The organism is Mesobacillus stamsii, from assembly GCF_030814065.1.
Classification (GTDB): Bacteria; Bacillota; Bacilli; order Bacillales; family Cytobacillaceae; genus Mesobacillus; species Mesobacillus stamsii.
In genome coordinates, this window is record NZ_JAUSUN010000004.1 from 215480 (window position 1) to 232224 (window position 16745).

Below are 16745 nucleotides of genomic sequence, written 5' to 3' on the forward strand. Positions count from 1 at the left end.
ACCGGCTGTACTACTATACAGTCGGTTTTATGGTGAAAGGAGAAGGGAAATGAGTTTAGAGTGGATCGTTAAGATCGTTTCAGAAAACTGGCAAATGTTCCTTCGCGGAGCCGGAGTTACCCTTTATATTTCCTTGATCGGTACAGTTGTGGGGGCTATTATTGGTTTAATCGCAGGGGTAATCCGTACAATCCCCGCTCCGGAGCACGGAGTGAAAAAATGGTTTCTCCTTTTCGTGAACTTTTTACTGTCGGTATATATTGAGTTTTTTCGGGGTACCCCGATGATTGTTCAGGCTATGGTCATATATTATGGGTCTGCGTTAGCATTCGGTGTGAATATAGAGGTAATGGCTGCCGCTCTTATTGTTGTTTCCATTAATACAGGGGCTTACATGGCAGAAATTGTTCGCGGTGGAATTGTATCTGTTGATAAAGGACAGTTTGAAGCTGCGCAGGCAATAGGTATGAATCATCTTCAAACGATGATGAATGTTGTCCTTCCGCAGGTGGTTCGCAATATCCTGCCGGCAACTGGCAACCAGTTTGTAATCAATATTAAAGACACTTCCGTTCTAAATGTAATCTCCGTTTCAGAATTGTATTTCTTAACAAAATCAGTCGCAGGTAACAACTTCAGATATTTCGAATCATTTTTTGTTGCATGTGTGATCTATTTTGTCATGACCTTCGCTGTAACACGAATTTTACTTTACTTTGAAAGAAGACTAGAAGGACCAGATAACTATACAATGGTTCGTGGCGAAGAAATGCAACCAGCGAAGTAATGAAGGAGGAGAGAGTGTGGAAACAGTAATTGATATACAGCATCTTAACAAATCCTTTGGCACTCATGAAGTTCTCAAAGACATCAGCTTCTCAGTCAATAAAGGAGAAGTCATGACGATCATTGGCTCCTCGGGATCTGGAAAATCAACTCTTCTTCGCTGCATTAATCTATTGGAAAAACCAAGCGGTGGAGAAATTATCTATAACGGAGAGAATATTCTAGATGATAAGCATGATATTCCAACCTATCGCAGACATTTAGGAATGGTATTCCAGCAATTTAATTTATTTACGAATCACAATGTCTTGAAAAATTGTACAGTTGGCCAAATCAAAGTATTAGGCCGTTCAAAGGAAGAAGCCGAAAAGGTAGCAATGAAATACTTGAAGATTGTTGGCATGGATCAGTATATTAATGCCAAGCCAAAGCAGTTATCAGGCGGCCAAAAACAACGGGTAGCAATTGCCAGGGCGCTATCTATGGAACCGGACGTCCTGCTGTTTGACGAACCAACTTCGGCACTGGACCCAGAAATGGTTGGCGAAGTCCTTAAAGTAATGAAGGAACTTGCGGTGTCCGGCCTTACGATGCTGATTGTAACGCATGAGATGGAATTCGCGAAGGAAGTATCAGATCGTGTCGTTTTTATGGACAAAGGGATTATTGCAGAGGAAGGAAGTCCCGAACAAATCTTCAATAATCCACAGCAAGATAGAACGAGAGAATTCTTGAAACGTACTTTTAAAGTGGTCTATTAAATGTAAACTAGCGATTAACTTAAGTGAAACAGGAAACCCGTTAAAGGTTTCCTGTTTTTGTTCTATTGAAGATTATCTACCCCTAAAAATTGCTTTATAAACCAGAACCAGAACCAGAACCAGAACCAGATCCGGAACCAGAACCAGAACAAGAGCCAGAACCAGATCCGGAACCTGAACCGGATCCAGATCCAGATCCGGAACCAGATCCGGAACCAGATCCGGAACCGGAGCCAGAACCAGATCCGGAACCTGAACCGGATCCAGAACCAGAACCAGATCCGGAGCTAGAACAAGAACCAGAACCTGAGCCAGAACCAGCTTCAGCTTCAGCTTCAGGAGTTCTAGTCGATCCTGGGTTTCTCATCAGGAACCGATCAAGACCTGAATCTCTTGCTCCTCTAAGAAGCCTTGACATTTCTTCTTTTCCCATAAAAGTAAATACCACCTTTTCAATAAATGTCCTTAATAGTTAAGGTAGTGTATTTTATGTGGTTCTTTATTTATTGGTACTAAACTTACATGGAATTCATTATCATGTACGCCCTTTTTTTCATAGGATAAAAGCAAGGGAGGCTATGATTTCAGATGCATGATGAGATACCTAAACTGAATATTATTATGGATCGTGAGCACCTGACATTTTTAGAAAGGAATATTTGGCATGAAGAGCCTATTTCTTGCCAATTAGTTGCCAATAACCTTTCTCATGATGCAGGTATTACTTATCGTGGAAATCACACACGGAAGTTCCAGAAAAAATCTTATAAAATTAACTTTGGGATATATAATGAAGAATTTGAAGCTCGTGAAATGCATCTTAACGCAGAATTTTGTGATCCATCTTTCATTCGCAATAAGTTATCTTTTGATTTTTTCAAGATGATTGGGAGCATTTCCCCTAACTGCAACCATGTTTTAATCGAGTTGAATGGAGAGCCTGCTGGAATCTACTTACAGCTTGAATCTGTCGATGATGTATTTCTGCAAAAGAGACATCTGCCATACGGCCCCATTTATTATGCATCAAATCGACAAAGTAATTTTTCATTATTAACCACAAAAGGAGAGCCAAAAGAATCACTAACCTCAGGGTATGTTCGAAAATTAGGAAAGGAAGAGGATGACTTAGATTTAGAAAGGCTGATAATAAAAATTAACTCCATCCCGAGAAATGATTTTGGCGAAGAAATTTGGGAATACCTGGATGTGAAAAAATATTTGACTTGGCTTTGTGGGGCAGTTTGTACACAGAACTATGATGGATTCATTCAAAATTATGCACTTTATCGACATGGTCAAACTGGATTGTACGAAAACATCCCTTGGGATTACGATGCAACATTCGGTAGAAATTGGAATGGGAAAGCAATGAAATACAATCAAGTTCCTATAGAAGGATTTAATACGCTAACTGCAAGGATTCTTGATGTGAAGGAATTCCGTATTCAATACCGACTTCTGCTCGAAGAAATAGTAGAGGAGTATTTCACAGTCAAAAAAATAGAACCAATGATTACAAATCTTTATAACAAGTTACGACCCCATATAGCATTCGATCCATACAAAATGACTGACATTGAATTATTTGAGAGAGAACCAGAATTCATTTTGCAGTTTATCTTAAACCGCAATCATTATCTTAGGGACCATCTTGATGAACTAATATAAAGATGAAGATGGAGGTTCCCCATGTTCTCACACTTTTTCTGCTTTCATCCTTATTCAACCTTCACGTTTCGTACTAATGTAAATAAGATAGTAAGAAATGAATGTAGGGCAAGAGGATGATAAGGATGAAAATTTGTGTCATTGGTACAGGATATGTGGGATTAACTACAGGTACCGTTTTATCGGACTTGGGTCACGATGTTTATTGTGTTGATAACGACAAAACAAAAATAGAGAAGTTAAACGAGGGGAAAGTTCCCATTTACGAACCAGGTTTATCGGCACTAATCGATCGAAATAAAAAGAGAGGCAGGTTGCATTTTTTATCAGATATTCATTATGGGATTAAAGAATGTCCAATCATTTATATCACTGTAGGCACTCCTGCTAATGAAGACGGAAGCCAAAATCTGACTGCGATTAACGATGTCATTGATTCAATCGGACAGTCGATTCACTCTCATAAAACAATTATCACGAAAAGTACTGTAATACCAGGAACAAATGAATGGATCCATCAAACCTTAATGGAAAAAGGAATCGACTCTAATATGTTTGATATTGTATCGAATCCAGAGTTTCTAAGAGAAGGAAATGCTTTGGCTGATATGTTGAATCCTGACAAAATCGTCGTCGGGGTAAAGAGGCAAAAGCCAATTGAAACAATAAAAAAATTGTATACGAAAATACATGCGCCTTATATTATTACTTCTTTAACGGGAGCTGAAATGATTAAATATGCCTCGAACGCTTTTTTAGCAACAAAGATATCGTTTATGAACGAAATGGCCCGTATTTGTGATGCCTATGATGTGGAAATTTCCCATATTGCAAGTGCATTAGGAAGAGATAAAAGAATTGGTCCCTATTTCCTCCATGCAGGGTTAGGATACGGTGGATCTTGTTTTCCAAAAGATGTCCGTGCTTTAGAATATGCCGCGAAACAAAAGGACATTATTCCCGAAATAGTAATGGCGGTTCAAAATGTAAACGATTCTCAAATTAATTTGTACCTTGAAAAATTAACGAATGAATTGACGAACCTCAACGGGAAGAAGATTTCTGTTTGGGGGTTAGCTTTTAAGCCTGAAACGGATGATACTCGGGAATCAAGATCATTGCTATTAATCAAAAAATTACTCGAAAAAGGGGCTGAGATTCACGCATTTGATCCTATTGTCCAGTTATCCGATCCTGCGATTACTGTATACGAAGATATGTATGAAGCGGTCAAAGAGTCAGACGCCTTAATCATCGCTACCGAGTGGAGCCAGTTTAAAAGCGTAGATTGGAAGAAGGTAAAGGACTTCATGAAGGGAAATATTTTAGTGGATGGACGGAATATTATTGACCGAAATCACGTAGCCGGTTATCAATTTCATTATATTGGGGTGGCCAGATAATGAGGATTATCGTTACAGGAGCAGCTGGATTCATTGGATCCCATTTATGTGAGAGGCTATTAAAGGATGAGCAGAATATGGTGATCGGCATCGACGGTTTTATCGACCCTGCTCTAAAACAAGTAAAACGAAGAAATCTTAAAAATTTGCTGCATCATCCTCGTTTTACGTTTCTTGATAAAAATTTATTGGAAATTGACTGGGGAAAAGTAATGTCGAAAGATGATGTGATTTGTCATTTGGCCGGAATGCCAGGAGTGCGCTCTAGTTGGGGTAATAATTTTCCATTGTATGCAGAATCTAATATTCTCGTCACCCAACGGCTGTTGGAAGCTTGTAAGGATGTTTCTATAAAGAAGCTAGTCTATGCTTCTACTTCTTCCGTCTATGGAGAAAAGAGAGGGATGGTTTCGGAAAATAGTTTTCTTTCTCCTCTTTCGCCTTATGGAGTAACAAAGCTAACGGGAGAATACTTATGTAATGTCTACAGTGAAAACGACGGCATTCCAATCACGATCCTTCGGTATTTTACTGTTTATGGACCTAGACAGCGGCCAGATATGGCTTTTCATCGGTTCATTGAATACATGTTAAAGAATAAGCCCATCCCTATATACGGTGATGGCAAACAAACGCGTGATTTTACGTATATTGGGGATTGTGTGGAAGGAACGGTTGCTGCTATTTATGGGGACCATGTCATCGGTGAAACAATTAATATAGGAGGAAAAGAACGAAAATCCATTTTAGAAGTGATCAAGGTATTAGAAGAGCTGACTGGCAAAAAAGTGGCCATGGACTTTATTGGGAAAACTCGAGGGGAACCGCGACATACTTGGGCTGATATCACAAAAGCAGAGAAGCTTCTGCATTACCAGCCAAAAGTATCTTTAAAAGAAGGATTACTTAATGAAGTAAAGGATATACAAGCACTCTATAAGGAGGTGGGGGAATGAGGCTCGCTTTAATTTGCACAGAAAAGCTTCCTTCACCTGCTGTAAAGGGTGGAGCTATCCAAATGATGATCGATGGTGTCACCCCGTATCTCAAGGATAACTATGAATTAACGATTATTTCAGTCTCTGATCCATCCCTCCCTGATAATGAAACACGTAACGGTGTGCAATACATCCGTGTACCTCCCCAGCATTACGAAAGGAATATTGCTAAAATACTTGCGGAAAAGAAGTTTCCCATTATTCATGTTTTTAATCGGCCATTAACCATCCCTCTTTATAAAAAAGCCACTCCAACAAGCCGATTCGTTTTAGGACTTCATAACGAAATGCTTTCCGAAAAAAAAGTAACCTTGGAACAAGGGAAAGAAATTATAAGCTTGGTAGATAGGATTGTTACCGTAAGCGAGTATGTAAAACGAACAGTTTTGGAGCGTTTTCCTGAAGCGGAATCCAAAGTGAAAGTAGTCTACTCTGGAGTGAATTTAATGGAATATCCTCCTGTTTGGTCTTCGAAAGGCAAGGAGATCAGAACGGAATATCGAAAAAAATATAATATCGAGGATAAGAAGGTCATTTTATTTGTTGGGAGGCTAACCAAAAATAAAGGCCCCCATCTTCTCATAGCGGCATTTAAAGCTATCGCCAAAAAATATCCTGATGCGGTTCTTGTAATTGCTGGGGGGAAATGGTTTAGCGATGATGGGATCAATCATTATATTCGCTACTTAAAGAAATTAGCAGAACCATTAGGAAACAAAATTATTTTCACAAAGTTTATCGCAGCAAGTGAAATCCCAAACATTTTTTTGATGAGTGATATTTTCGTCTGCTCCTCGCAATGGCAAGAACCATTAGCGCGAGTTCACTATGAAGCATTTGCAGCAGGAATACCTGTCATCACTACAAATAGGGGAGGAAATGCAGAGGTGGTTTCCCATAAAAAAACAGGCTATTTAATTGACAAGTACGATCAAGTTAGCGAATTTGCAAAGGGAATCCATTTTTATTTGATGAATCCCGATAGTGTGGAAATAATTACAAAGGAAGCAAGAAAATTAGTCGAATCAAATTTTCAATTCAAGCAGACGGCAAGTCGATTGATCCAAGTTTATTCCGACTTGTTACCTAATAACGAAAAAAGATTTAGGCAGCAGCTATTCCGTTTTTTCTAATCAGAGTGTTCATACAGAGAAAACCACCCGTCTCAACGGGTGGTTTTCATTTAGGTTAAAATGAAATTTTGTTTGCCTTTATAGCTGTTTTTTCACTGCTATACCATGGTTTTGATGGTAGTTTTTTTCGACCTGACTTTTTCTTAACTTGTGAAACTTTATCAGCAATCCGTGGTATCGATGGCTCGTTCTCAGTGGACTCTTCCCCTAATAAATACCTTACCAACTCACTCAGCGATGAATAATCATCTTCCGCTTTAACTATCGATTGATTTCCTATTTCGAGGTGATTTTTGATTTTATGCTCGATCTCACTCCAAACTTGTGATATATCATTGATGACTCGATCCCAGTGATGATTTTTTTCTGCAATCCGTCTTCCGTATTGTCCCATCTCTTTACATAGAGCAGGATTTGAAAGTAATTTTGATAAATGGTTTGCAAATTCTTGAGGATCTTCTGGGTTTTGGACAATCAGTCCGTTTTTTCCAACTTCAATGACTTCAGAGTTTCCTCCCCGGTTAGTAGTAACAATCGGCAATCCTGCTGCCATAGCCTCATAATGAACTCGTGCCAACGGTTCCTCCCATTGAGAAGGGCAAACAAATATATCTGAAGCGATGAACCAGTTTTGAATTTGATCAGGCGGAACAAAGCCAGTTGTTATGACTGGAATGGTTAGGCGGTCCGCGATAGCTTTTATATAAGCAATGTAATCACTCATACCGTTATCACTAAAACCTTTGCCTCCCATAAGAACCAACGCCACATTTGGGTGCCTTTTAACCAAGAGCTCCATAGCCCTCAGAAGTATATCTGCCCCTTTGTTTGCAGACAGCCTCCCAGCAAATAAAATAACCTTTTTTGATTCTAACTTGTGTTCTCGTCGCATGGAAGCCCTTATTTTCTTGCCTTTATCAGAATAAACAGGAACAAATCGATCCAAGTCCACACCAGAATAAATTGTTTTTATTTTAGGTTTAGCATCAGGATAAAGGTCTGTTATTTCTTTTCCTATATAATTGCTGATGGTTATGATCTTATCTAATTGATCGATTGCTTTCTGAGCTTCCTCAGGATCTATTTTTTCTCGCTTAAACATATCATTGTGCATACTTAAAACGATTCGTGAACGAGGTGCCACTTCCCGTATTGGTAAAACAAGGCGAGGACGATTGAAAATATGAATCAAGTCAAACTTATTGTTTTTAAGAAAATTCACTACGCCTTCTTGGTATGTTTCTAGTAAGCCTCCTGGAACTCTTATATATTTAATCCCGTCCTTTATTTCCTTATCAGGTAATGTTTCATCATCCCGTCCAATTATGGTGATCGAATGGTTTTTTCTTAAAACTGGCAAAGTTCCATGGATATATGTTTGAATTGCTCCTCCTTTTACCGGCGGAACTGGAAGTTTTTCCGTACTAACTATTAAGACTTCCATTTCCGTTTTCCCCCTCTCCATTCTTTACGCACTTGTTCAATTACCGGCCATTTTGTTTGATCCATTTCAATAATCCTTTGAACAACAGAATCCAATTCGCTGTTTAAAGACAGGACAGGATCAATCAATATTTCTTTTACGTTTTTATAATATAAATTAGGCAGCGACAAATCGATTAATAAAATTTCAAGTAAGTCGTCAGAAATCGGATTTGCTTCATTGTATGCATCAAGCATTCCTACAACCCAATTAATATCCCATCTTCCTAAATCATCCATGCTGCCGCCAATGAGTTTGCGTAAATCCCGAATGGACAAATCATACGCTACCCCATCCAAGTCGATAATCCACATCCCACCTGGGCCCATTTGTCCATTTGACCATCCGTAATCCTGGTGAACTAATCCCCATTCTTTATTTCCTTTGGCAACTAGGGCTTGATAATTCGATTTCTCGAGCATGGTCCATGCTTTTCTAGCTTGCTCCTCAAACATATCCGCCGAATTTAAAATGGTTTTGCTGGCTGGCAGCTCGGAATATAAATTGGCAACATGTTTAAACCAGTTGATTTTTTTACTAATTTTTTTATAAGCTTTAGGCCAACGATATAACCGGGAAGAAGTTTCTGCCCCTCTAGGAGGAACATAGCCTTTGGAAAGCTCGTTGAACTCTCCAATCGCATGACTCAGTAACTTCGCTCCTTCCAGGTCGGCAGATACTGGAGTAAGCGGTTCAATCCAATCGGCGACAAACCAGATTTTCCCTCCCATTTCCACCGTGTTTGCACCTGTCTTTGTCTTTACAATTGCCGGAATTCTTGCCTTTTTTACATTTACTAAATACTCTTGAGCTCCTATGCTGAATAAACTCCTAGTAGGCCTTCGGTGGAGTATTTTTAAACTTTTAGGCCCCTTGGTGGTATTGATTTTCCATATTAGCCCGCCCTTATCCGCCTTCGTGGTAATAACTTCCATATTATTTACTTTAAAATCGTATTTATTGATGACTTGTTGAGCCATTTCTTCTATATATGGCGGAACATATAAATCGCCTAAGCTGCCATCTAAATCCCATGGTGCAATAAGTTGTTCCAACTAGTCATTCCCCTTCCTGGTTCTTTAATTTATGTAGTATATTCCATTGGAGAAAAATTGGGTGGACTTATATCCATGGACGGAAATAATTAATTTAATGATTTTAAAAGAAGTCCATCAGTATTGGGGATAGGAATATTCCATCATTGAATTGGTTTAGTTCAGGAGTGGTTGGAACATTCGAGAGTAGCGTTAACCTAGATCTTTACTTTCGCGTTAATGAGGACCTCAAGGAGAAGTAGCGATACGATTAGAAAAAGACTTTTCGGATAATGGAGATCAGGTATCCGAGAACAAATTCAAAATCATACAAATAGAAAAACCCCTTGCATAGCAAGGGGTTTTTCTATGATGGAGAATAGGGGGCTCGAACCCCTGACCTCAACGATGCCAGAGGAAATCCAATAGTAAAACTGGGTTAAATAAGTTAAATTAAAATCAATTAAGTCTTGATTTATAAGATTTGTGGAATTTTTGTACACAATCTAAGTCAATCTAATTCAATAAATAAAATAAGTCTGTGCACTGTTTTTTGCACTATTAAAAAGCATGTGGTCAAAAATGGTCAGTTAAGATAAAGCTTAACTGGCTTTTTTAAATTTCCAAATACGAGTCTAACTCCACCGTCTTTAGACGGTATCCGCTTTTAGCCTTCTCCTTCGATGTCCATACTTGATAGATGTGGTGAAAGTATGGACGGTTATAAAAAGAATAGTCATGCAGTATATGACATCAAATATCATGTAATCTGGGTAAGAAATACAGGTATAAGGTGTTATATGGACCAATTGCAATAAGAACAAGAGAACTCATTCGACAAGGGTGCGAAGCAAGAGGTATTACGATTTTGCAAGGAAGTGTGGGGAAAGATCATATTCATTTGTTAATAGCATGCCGCCCAGTCTCGCGCCAAGTAAAATTTTGCAATATCTAAAGGGGGATCATCACGACTCCTCCAAGATCAATTCCCGGAATTAAAAAAGAACTATTGGGGGCAACACTTGTGGGAAAGTAGTTTATTTATTAGGTCACCTAACTGTAGATATGAGAATAGTATCTTAAAAATAACATGAAAAAAATTTTAGTTTCTCATTGGAAAAAGAAGGATAATTTAGCAAAGTGATAGAATTTATAAAATTAAGAAAATATAAAGCTGCTTTTTTTTAGTATAATTTATATTTTGAATGCTCTAAAATAAAAGACTATAAAAGAGGTATTTGAATGTGATTAGTAAATATGTTCCAAGTAGATATAAAGGTTCGCCTCCAAACCAGTCGACAAAATAATCATTAATTGTTTTTGATTTCTTTTCAACAAAACTTATTAAACCTTTGCGAATATCTGGTAGCATAGAGCCTCTTAGAAAGGATTCATAACAATAAACACACCGGAAATTACATTGTTCAGTAGGCATTATTGTAAGAAATAATTTATCTGTACGATGAATACCTGTTTCGTGTAAGTAAGTAGCTCTTCTTAATTCATCTGTATTTTCTTCAACCAAGAAGCCTCCTTCAATTAAATCAGAAATTATTCCTTCGGGGTTATCAGTTTCAACGCCACTTTTTCTAAGTACTTGGTTAACGAGGGGAATATCATCTTCAGGAACTTCGCCGAATGCCCCAGAATAAAGATTGGCTAAGAGATACTCATTTTCATCCCCCCTCGCCTTTACATTAAATCGGGATTTGAAGTAATTGAACAACTATCAAAAGAGTTTATAAAAATCTGTCAGAATAATAACATTAAACTAAATTTAAAAAAATCACTTGATTCAAAAAAGAACTATTACTCTTCCAATAGTTGATTTTGTAATTTAAGGAGGTGAGAAAAAATGAAATGGGTAAAAAAATCAAGTAAATTTGAAAATATGTATCCGCAAGCAGGAAACAACTGCATTAATTTAATCATTCTTGTTAAAATTTATCAACTCCCAAGGGAATCCGTGTTTTTTCGGATTCTCTTTTCATTTTGCGTGCCCAGGCAAGCCGTTAATTGCTAGTTGGTGAAAGTCCAATCTGAGTAAGTGCCAAGACGCTCAGTAGCTGACATGCAGCTGGTGGAGAAATCCTAAGGTTGAAGCCCTGTGACAAAGTAACTCCCTCCGCGGAGTGCGAGCGACCTGACAGGTTGTAACCTAAAGTGAATCCTGCCGTCTCGTCAAAAGAATCTGCTCTCGGGCAGCCAAAGAGATGTTGAGCCTTGGGATAGTAGGCGAAGACCACAGAAGGTGTGCAGAACTTGGAAGCAGCACCGAAGAATCTCTCGGGGTAAGGGGAACGACATGTCAGGAAAGTAATGAACGGAACTGGGGAGACCCTCCTCATCACTTTCTAATGAAAGTAAAGTGGAAACCTATAAGTGGAAACGAAATGGTGAAGGGATGAGAGGGAGTCGGAAGGGGACATAGTACCAATGATGACAATGACAATGACAACACAACATTGTCTAGGGAAGGACGGCGAATGCCAGTACCCTACTTCGTTCATATGTCCAAAGGAGGTAAGAGTCAGTGAATGTCCAAGAAAATGGCTAACTACACCAATATGGATAAAGCTCAAGAACTCTGGAAGACGTTATATCTTTGTGCTAAGGAAAGTCCATCTTCAGCTCAGCACAGAAGACAAATCATTTATGGGAAATTAAAAGAGCATCAAACAAATCATAAGAGATTAATGTGACCAAAAAGGTGAAATATCCATGAAGCAAAAACCATTTACGAGGAGAAAAAATAAGAAAAAATAGTGAAATTCTTTAGAATTAGTGAGTGAATGTGGTGCAGGCGGAAACTCTATCAGCGGGCCTTTTAGGCATAGGCCGGTAAGAGAGGCTTTCAGCCGCAGAGCAAACCACCAGTTCACACTGGTGGTTTTGATCTGTTGAATTCTTTATGGAACAAACAGGGCAATTTAGTTGAAGAACAACAGGTGATTTTGTATATTGGGGAGAGTTTACTTTGTAACACATATAACTCAAGGTGGTATGGAAAATGGGAATGTCGGATTATTATAAAAAACTCCGAGAAAAAGTCGGTAATGGACTGATTTTTATGCCAAGTGTAGCAGGAATTGTTCGAAACGACTTGGGAGAAATTTTATTACAACACAAAGGAAATGGCGAAAAGTGGAGTCTTCCTGCTGGTGCCATTGAACTTGGAGAAGCACCTGCCGAAGCAGTAGTTCGTGAAGTATGGGAAGAGACAGGTTTATATGTTGTACCAAAAAAGTTATTAGGCGTATTTGGTGGAAAAGACTTTCGTTACCAATATCCTAATGGTCATCAAGTGGAGTATAACGTCTTTATGTTTGATTGCGTTATTCAAAGCGGTGAATTAATTCCAATAGATAACGAAACGGCTGAACTTCAATATTTTAATCCGAGTAATATGCCTGAACTCGCTTTACCTTACCCTAAAGATTTATTTCTACAAAGTAAAAATAGTGAACTTTATTTTCAGTGGAACGAGAAGTGGTTAAAAAATCTTTCTCACAAATAACTATATCTGGTTGCACTAACGGGTGCAAGGACCGAAGATATAGGCGGTCATTGCGGCAGCCTTATTCTAATCATACAAATAGAAGAAAACCCTTGCTGCGCAAGGGTTTTCGGTGATGGAGAATAGGGGGCTCGAACCCCTGACCTCAACGCTGCCAGCGTTGCGCTCTCCCAGCTGAGCTAATCCCCCGTATCTAAATAGATAAGGTACAAGAAAGATTATATCTCCAACTCAAAGGACTTGCAAGATAAAATTTACTGTTAAATTGAAAAAGGCCGCAATTCCAGCGGCTTTTCCTACAATCCTTCAATTTCAACTCGGTTTATTCCTTCAATTTCCGAAACAGCTTCATAAACATCTGTTGTTTTCCTTCTGAAATCGACAGTCACGATCAGCTGTACAAGTTGGTTTTCATCTGCTAAATCTTTGATCCGCACGTTTTTCAAAGAGATTTTTTCTGACTTAATCTTTGTGATAATATCAGCGATGCTTTCTCTAGAAGTCACATTGAATTGAAGTCGTATTTCCTTCTCACGTAATTGTCTTGGACCAATGAAGGTCATCAGAAATGGTATCAATTCAACGCTGACAATCAGCAACGCAACCCCGGCTATTGCCTCCCAATAAAAGCCTGCACCAACAGTAATTCCTATTCCAGCTGCACCCCAAATCATCGCAGCTGTCGTGAGACCTGAGATCGTATCATTTCCTCTTCTTAAAATAACTCCAGCTCCAAGAAAACCGATGCCTGAAACGATTTGTGCGGCTAAACGGAGAGGATCCATTGTAATATTTACCTCTTCATCGCCTGGAAACATATAGGCAGATTCACTAGAAACTACTGTTAAAAGGCAACTGACAATTGAAATGACCAAACTTGTTTTCAGCCCCACCGGTTTTCGCTTTATCTCTCTTTCTAGTCCGATAACTAGACCCAGAAATGCAGAAATGCCTAACTTTATTAAAATTTCCATATCCATAGAATAAAGCATGTGATCTCCTGCCCCTAATAAGATGTGTTTACTTTCCCTAGTGAAGGGAAAATAAACGCTTTTGTACGAAAAATTTTAATAAAAGTGAGCTAAAAGAACAGTTCCATAGTAAAATACATGTATTCAAATTGTTTAAATAGAAGGAGAAGAGAAATGGAAACACCTAAAGTGAACCCATACCTTGCTGTTGCAATCGGTGTAGTGGCTGTGTCAACTTCAGCGATTTTAGTTAAAGTATCTTCTGCTCCATCTGGAGTAATTGCCTTTTATCGGTTATTTTTTTCGGTGTTAATTATGTTGCCAGTGTTTCTTATAAAATATGTTTCTGAGCTGCGTCTTATTACAAAACAAGATTGGGTGTTTTCAGGGATATCAGGTGTGTTCCTTGCTTTCCACTTCATCCTCTGGTTCGAATCTTTAAACTATACCTCGGTAGCGAGCTCGACTGTACTGGTCACACTCCAGCCATTATTCGCGTTTGCGGGGGTTTATATTTTCTTTAAGGAGAAAATATCTGCTAAGGCAATTATTAGTGGGATTATTGCAATTTCAGGGAGTGTCATCATCAGCTGGGGGGATTTTAAAATCAGCGGAAGCGCCTTGTTTGGAGACTTTTTGGCAATTGCTGCTTGTGCGCTAGTCACCGTTTATCTATTATTTGGGCAAACGGTCAGAAAAAGAATGTCCCTTATAACATACACATTCATTGTTTACGCCATTAGCACAATCACTCTGTTCTTCTATGTATTAGCAGTTGGAGATTCGTTCTTTCATTATGAGACAAGTGACTGGGTATATTTTGTCCTTCTTGCCTTAATCCCGACTTTGCTTGGACATACATTATTTAACTGGTCAATCAAATGGCTTAGCGCCTCGATTATCTCAATGGCAATCCTGTTTGAACCTGTAGGAGCAACTGCCCTTGCATACTATTTGTTAGAAGAAAACGTTATTTGGACACAAGTTGCTGGTGGGTTAGTTGTTATTGCTGGAATAACATTATTTTTAGTAGATGAAAGAAACATGAAGATGAAAAAGCGAGCAGAAATAAATTCAATATAATCGGAGGGGATGTATATGCAAATAAGAAGGGCAACAAAAGAAGATGCTCTAGGAATAGCCAAGGTCCATGTCGAAAGCTGGAAAGAAACATATGAGGGCATCATAAGCCAAAATTACTTAGCTTCTTTGAAAATTGAGGATAGGAAACCGTTGTGGGAAAAAAACTTGTCTGAAACGGCCGATCTTTCACCGGTTTTTGTCGCGGTAAACCCAGGTGGAGAAATAGTGGGCTTTGCATCCTTTGGAAAGGAACGTACAGGGAAGTTTACTGCAGATGGAGAACTATATGCAATTTACATTTTGAAAGCAAACCAAAGAAGAAAACTGGGCTTGAGGCTTCTGCGTGAAGGAATTGAAGCATTACTAGAGCAAAATTATACATCCATGCTGGTTTGGGTGCTTAAACAAAATCACAGTCGTCTGTTCTATGAAAGTCTTCAGCCTAATAAGGCAGGGGAAGAAATAGACAAGATTGGTGGACAGGAATATGTAGAGCTGGCTTATGTATGGAATGATTTGAAATCACTCAAACAAATCGTAGTGGGAAAATTAATTTAGAAATGCAAAAACTAATAATAAGGATTGTTTGTGATATTTCTTTTAAAATTATATTGCAAACATAGTTTGGACATGATATATTTAATCTCGCTTCAAAAAAACAACATTGATTTTAAAAAGCAACTTCGAGTTTTATTGAAAGAAAAATAAAAAACGATGTTGACAATAATGAATCAATAGGTTATATTAATAAAGTCGCTTCTGGCGATAAGCTAACTAAATTGTTCTTTGAAAACTAAACAAACAAGCGTCAACAAACAATCAATTATCATGGCTTCTATTATAGAAGCTCATGAGCCAACGTTTTAACTTATGAGCTAAACTCATACTCTTTTTTGGAGAGTTTGATCCTGGCTCAGGACGAACGCTGGCGGCGTGCCTAATACATGCAAGTCGAGCGGATCTTCATTAGCTTGCTTTTGAAGATCAGCGGCGGACGGGTGAGTAACACGTGGGCAACCTGCCTGTAAGACTGGGATAACTTCGGGAAACCGGAGCTAATACCGGATAATCCTTTTGCTCTCATGAGCGAAAGCTAAAAGACGGCTTCTCGCTGTCACTTACAGATGGGCCCGCGGCGCATTAGCTAGTTGGTGAGGTAATGGCTCACCAAGGCGACGATGCGTAGCCGACCTGAGAGGGTGATCGGCCACACTGGGACTGAGACACGGCCCAGACTCCTACGGGAGGCAGCAGTAGGGAATCTTCCGCAATGGACGAAAGTCTGACGGAGCAACGCCGCGTGAACGATGAAGGCTTTCGGGTCGTAAAGTTCTGTTGTCAGGGAAGAACAAGTACCGGAGTAACTGCCGGTACCTTGACGGTACCTGGCCAGAAAGCCACGGCTAACTACGTGCCAGCAGCCGCGGTAATACGTAGGTGGCAAGCGTTGTCCGGAATTATTGGGCGTAAAGCGCGCGCAGGCGGTTCCTTAAGTCTGATGTGAAAGCCCCCGGCTCAACCGGGGAGGGTCATTGGAAACTGGGGAACTTGAGTGCAGAAGAGGAGAGCGGAATTCCACGTGTAGCGGTGAAATGCGTAGAGATGTGGAGGAACACCAGTGGCGAAGGCGGCTCTCTGGTCTGTAACTGACGCTGAGGCGCGAAAGCGTGGGGAGCGAACAGGATTAGATACCCTGGTAGTCCACGCCGTAAACGATGAGTGCTAAGTGTTAGAGGGTTTCCGCCCTTTAGTGCTGCAGCAAACGCATTAAGCACTCCGCCTGGGGAGTACGGCCGCAAGGCTGAAACTCAAAGGAATTGACGGGGGCCCGCACAAGCGGTGGAGCATGTGGTTTAATTCGAAGCAACGCGAAGAACCTTACCAGGTCTTGACATCCTCTGACAA

General features: G+C 39.4%; 16 protein-coding genes, 1 tRNA gene and 1 rRNA gene. 12 read left to right on the top strand and 6 right to left on the bottom strand.

Features of this window, described 5'->3' with window-relative positions; translation table 11 throughout:
* Positions 1 to 49: 49 nt before the first annotated feature.
* Complete coding sequence (locus tag J2S25_RS05140) at positions 50 to 787, top strand: amino acid ABC transporter permease (RefSeq protein ID WP_044396020.1); 738 nt, start codon at positions 50 to 52, stop codon at positions 785 to 787.
* Positions 788 to 803: 16 nt separating this feature from the next.
* Positions 804 to 1547, top strand: a complete 744-nt coding sequence (locus tag J2S25_RS05145; protein WP_307191406.1) for an amino acid ABC transporter ATP-binding protein — start codon at positions 804 to 806, stop codon at positions 1545 to 1547.
* Between the two features lie 94 nt (positions 1548 to 1641).
* Here the strand turns inward: J2S25_RS05145 and J2S25_RS05150 are convergent, their stop codons facing one another.
* A complete protein-coding gene (locus J2S25_RS05150) occupies positions 1642 to 1980 on the bottom strand; it encodes a hypothetical protein (protein WP_307191407.1) in 339 nt (112 codons plus the stop codon).
* Between the two features lie 155 nt (positions 1981 to 2135).
* Here J2S25_RS05150 and J2S25_RS05155 point away from each other — a divergent pair, with 155 nt between their 5' ends.
* The 4 genes from J2S25_RS05155 (at position 2136) to J2S25_RS05170 (ending at position 6752) form a co-directional block, all read left to right on the top strand.
* Entirely contained in the window at positions 2136 to 3218 is a 1083-nt protein-coding gene (locus J2S25_RS05155; RefSeq protein ID WP_307191408.1) for a CotH kinase family protein, read from the top strand.
* Positions 3219 to 3343: 125 nt separating this feature from the next.
* The gene (locus tag J2S25_RS05160) at positions 3344 to 4621 is read left to right on the top strand and encodes a UDP-glucose dehydrogenase family protein (RefSeq protein WP_307191409.1); all 1278 of its coding nucleotides are present in this window, start codon (positions 3344 to 3346) and stop codon (positions 4619 to 4621) included.
* Entirely contained in the window at positions 4621 to 5577 is a 957-nt protein-coding gene (locus J2S25_RS05165; RefSeq protein ID WP_307191410.1) for an NAD-dependent epimerase/dehydratase family protein, read from the top strand. The genes J2S25_RS05160 and J2S25_RS05165 overlap by 1 nt, the downstream gene beginning before the upstream one ends.
* Positions 5574 to 6752 carry a glycosyltransferase family 4 protein gene (locus J2S25_RS05170; protein ID WP_307191411.1) on the top strand — a complete coding sequence of 393 codons (1179 nt, stop codon included), beginning with the start codon at positions 5574 to 5576 and terminating at the stop codon, positions 6750 to 6752. Before J2S25_RS05165 ends, J2S25_RS05170 begins: the two co-directional genes overlap by 4 nt.
* 55 nt (positions 6753 to 6807) lie before the next feature.
* Here the strand turns inward: J2S25_RS05170 and J2S25_RS05175 are convergent, their stop codons facing one another.
* The gene (locus tag J2S25_RS05175) at positions 6808 to 8196 is read right to left on the bottom strand and encodes a glycosyltransferase family 4 protein (RefSeq protein ID WP_307191412.1); all 1389 of its coding nucleotides are present in this window, start codon (positions 8194 to 8196) and stop codon (positions 6808 to 6810) included.
* Positions 8184 to 9290 (bottom strand): CotS family spore coat protein, encoded by a 1107-nt coding sequence (locus tag J2S25_RS05180; protein ID WP_307191413.1) that lies wholly within the window; start codon positions 9288 to 9290, stop codon positions 8184 to 8186. Before J2S25_RS05180 ends, J2S25_RS05175 begins: the two co-directional genes overlap by 13 nt.
* Before the next feature lie 772 nt (positions 9291 to 10062).
* Here J2S25_RS05180 and J2S25_RS20030 point away from each other — a divergent pair.
* Positions 10063 to 10224, top strand: coding sequence for a transposase (locus J2S25_RS20030; RefSeq protein ID WP_369293526.1), 162 nt, complete (start codon positions 10063 to 10065; stop codon positions 10222 to 10224).
* Entirely contained in the window at positions 10217 to 10363 is a 147-nt protein-coding gene (locus tag J2S25_RS20035) for a transposase (RefSeq protein ID WP_369293527.1), read from the top strand. The genes J2S25_RS20030 and J2S25_RS20035 overlap by 8 nt, the downstream gene beginning before the upstream one ends.
* A gap of 116 nt (positions 10364 to 10479) precedes the next feature.
* On the opposite strand, the gene J2S25_RS05185 is transcribed toward J2S25_RS20035, so the two are convergent.
* On the bottom strand, positions 10480 to 10794 hold the full coding sequence (locus J2S25_RS05185; RefSeq protein WP_307191414.1) for a hypothetical protein: 315 nt from the start codon (positions 10792 to 10794) through the stop codon (positions 10480 to 10482).
* A 1485-nt stretch (positions 10795 to 12279) separates the two neighbouring features.
* Between J2S25_RS05185 and J2S25_RS05190 the strand changes: the two genes are divergently transcribed.
* Complete coding sequence (locus tag J2S25_RS05190) at positions 12280 to 12786, top strand: NUDIX hydrolase (RefSeq protein ID WP_084221678.1); 507 nt, start codon at positions 12280 to 12282, stop codon at positions 12784 to 12786.
* A 116-nt stretch (positions 12787 to 12902) separates the two neighbouring features.
* Here the strand turns inward: J2S25_RS05190 and J2S25_RS05195 are convergent.
* Together J2S25_RS05195 and J2S25_RS05200 are read right to left on the bottom strand one after the other, a co-directional pair.
* Positions 12903 to 12975 (bottom strand) — tRNA-Ala (locus J2S25_RS05195).
* Positions 12976 to 13082: 107 nt separating this feature from the next.
* Positions 13083 to 13766: an MgtC/SapB family protein gene (locus J2S25_RS05200; RefSeq protein ID WP_439117486.1), complete on the bottom strand. Its 684-nt coding sequence runs from the start codon at positions 13764 to 13766 to the stop codon at positions 13083 to 13085.
* A 165-nt stretch (positions 13767 to 13931) separates the two neighbouring features.
* On the opposite strand from J2S25_RS05200, the gene J2S25_RS05205 reads away from it, so the two are divergent.
* The 3 genes from J2S25_RS05205 to J2S25_RS05215 form a co-directional block, all read left to right on the top strand.
* Positions 13932 to 14840, top strand: a complete 909-nt coding sequence (locus J2S25_RS05205) for a DMT family transporter (RefSeq protein WP_307191416.1) — start codon at positions 13932 to 13934, stop codon at positions 14838 to 14840.
* A gap of 15 nt (positions 14841 to 14855) precedes the next feature.
* On the top strand, positions 14856 to 15398 hold the full coding sequence (locus J2S25_RS05210; RefSeq protein ID WP_307191417.1) for a GNAT family N-acetyltransferase: 543 nt from the start codon (positions 14856 to 14858) through the stop codon (positions 15396 to 15398).
* A gap of 332 nt (positions 15399 to 15730) precedes the next feature.
* Positions 15731 to 16745: ribosomal RNA gene (locus J2S25_RS05215) — 16S ribosomal RNA — on the top strand; the annotation flags it as partial.

Coding starts and splice junctions, on each gene's coding strand:
- J2S25_RS05200 (WP_439117486.1), bottom strand. CDS start 13,766: ATGGATATGGAAATTTTAATAAAGTTAGGCATTTCTGCATTTCTGGGT.
- J2S25_RS05140 (WP_044396020.1), top strand. CDS start 50: ATGAGTTTAGAGTGGATCGTTAAGATCGTTTCAGAAAACTGGCAAATG.
- J2S25_RS05150 (WP_307191407.1), bottom strand. CDS start 1,980: ATGGGAAAAGAAGAAATGTCAAGGCTTCTTAGAGGAGCAAGAGATTCA.
- J2S25_RS05155 (WP_307191408.1), top strand. CDS start 2,136: ATGCATGATGAGATACCTAAACTGAATATTATTATGGATCGTGAGCAC.
- J2S25_RS05165 (WP_307191410.1), top strand. CDS start 4,621: ATGAGGATTATCGTTACAGGAGCAGCTGGATTCATTGGATCCCATTTA.
- J2S25_RS05205 (WP_307191416.1), top strand. CDS start 13,932: ATGGAAACACCTAAAGTGAACCCATACCTTGCTGTTGCAATCGGTGTA.
- J2S25_RS05190 (WP_084221678.1), top strand. CDS start 12,280: ATGGGAATGTCGGATTATTATAAAAAACTCCGAGAAAAAGTCGGTAAT.
- J2S25_RS05175 (WP_307191412.1), bottom strand. CDS start 8,196: ATGGAAGTCTTAATAGTTAGTACGGAAAAACTTCCAGTTCCGCCGGTA.
- J2S25_RS05210 (WP_307191417.1), top strand. CDS start 14,856: ATGCAAATAAGAAGGGCAACAAAAGAAGATGCTCTAGGAATAGCCAAG.
- J2S25_RS05170 (WP_307191411.1), top strand. CDS start 5,574: ATGAGGCTCGCTTTAATTTGCACAGAAAAGCTTCCTTCACCTGCTGTA.
- J2S25_RS05160 (WP_307191409.1), top strand. CDS start 3,344: ATGAAAATTTGTGTCATTGGTACAGGATATGTGGGATTAACTACAGGT.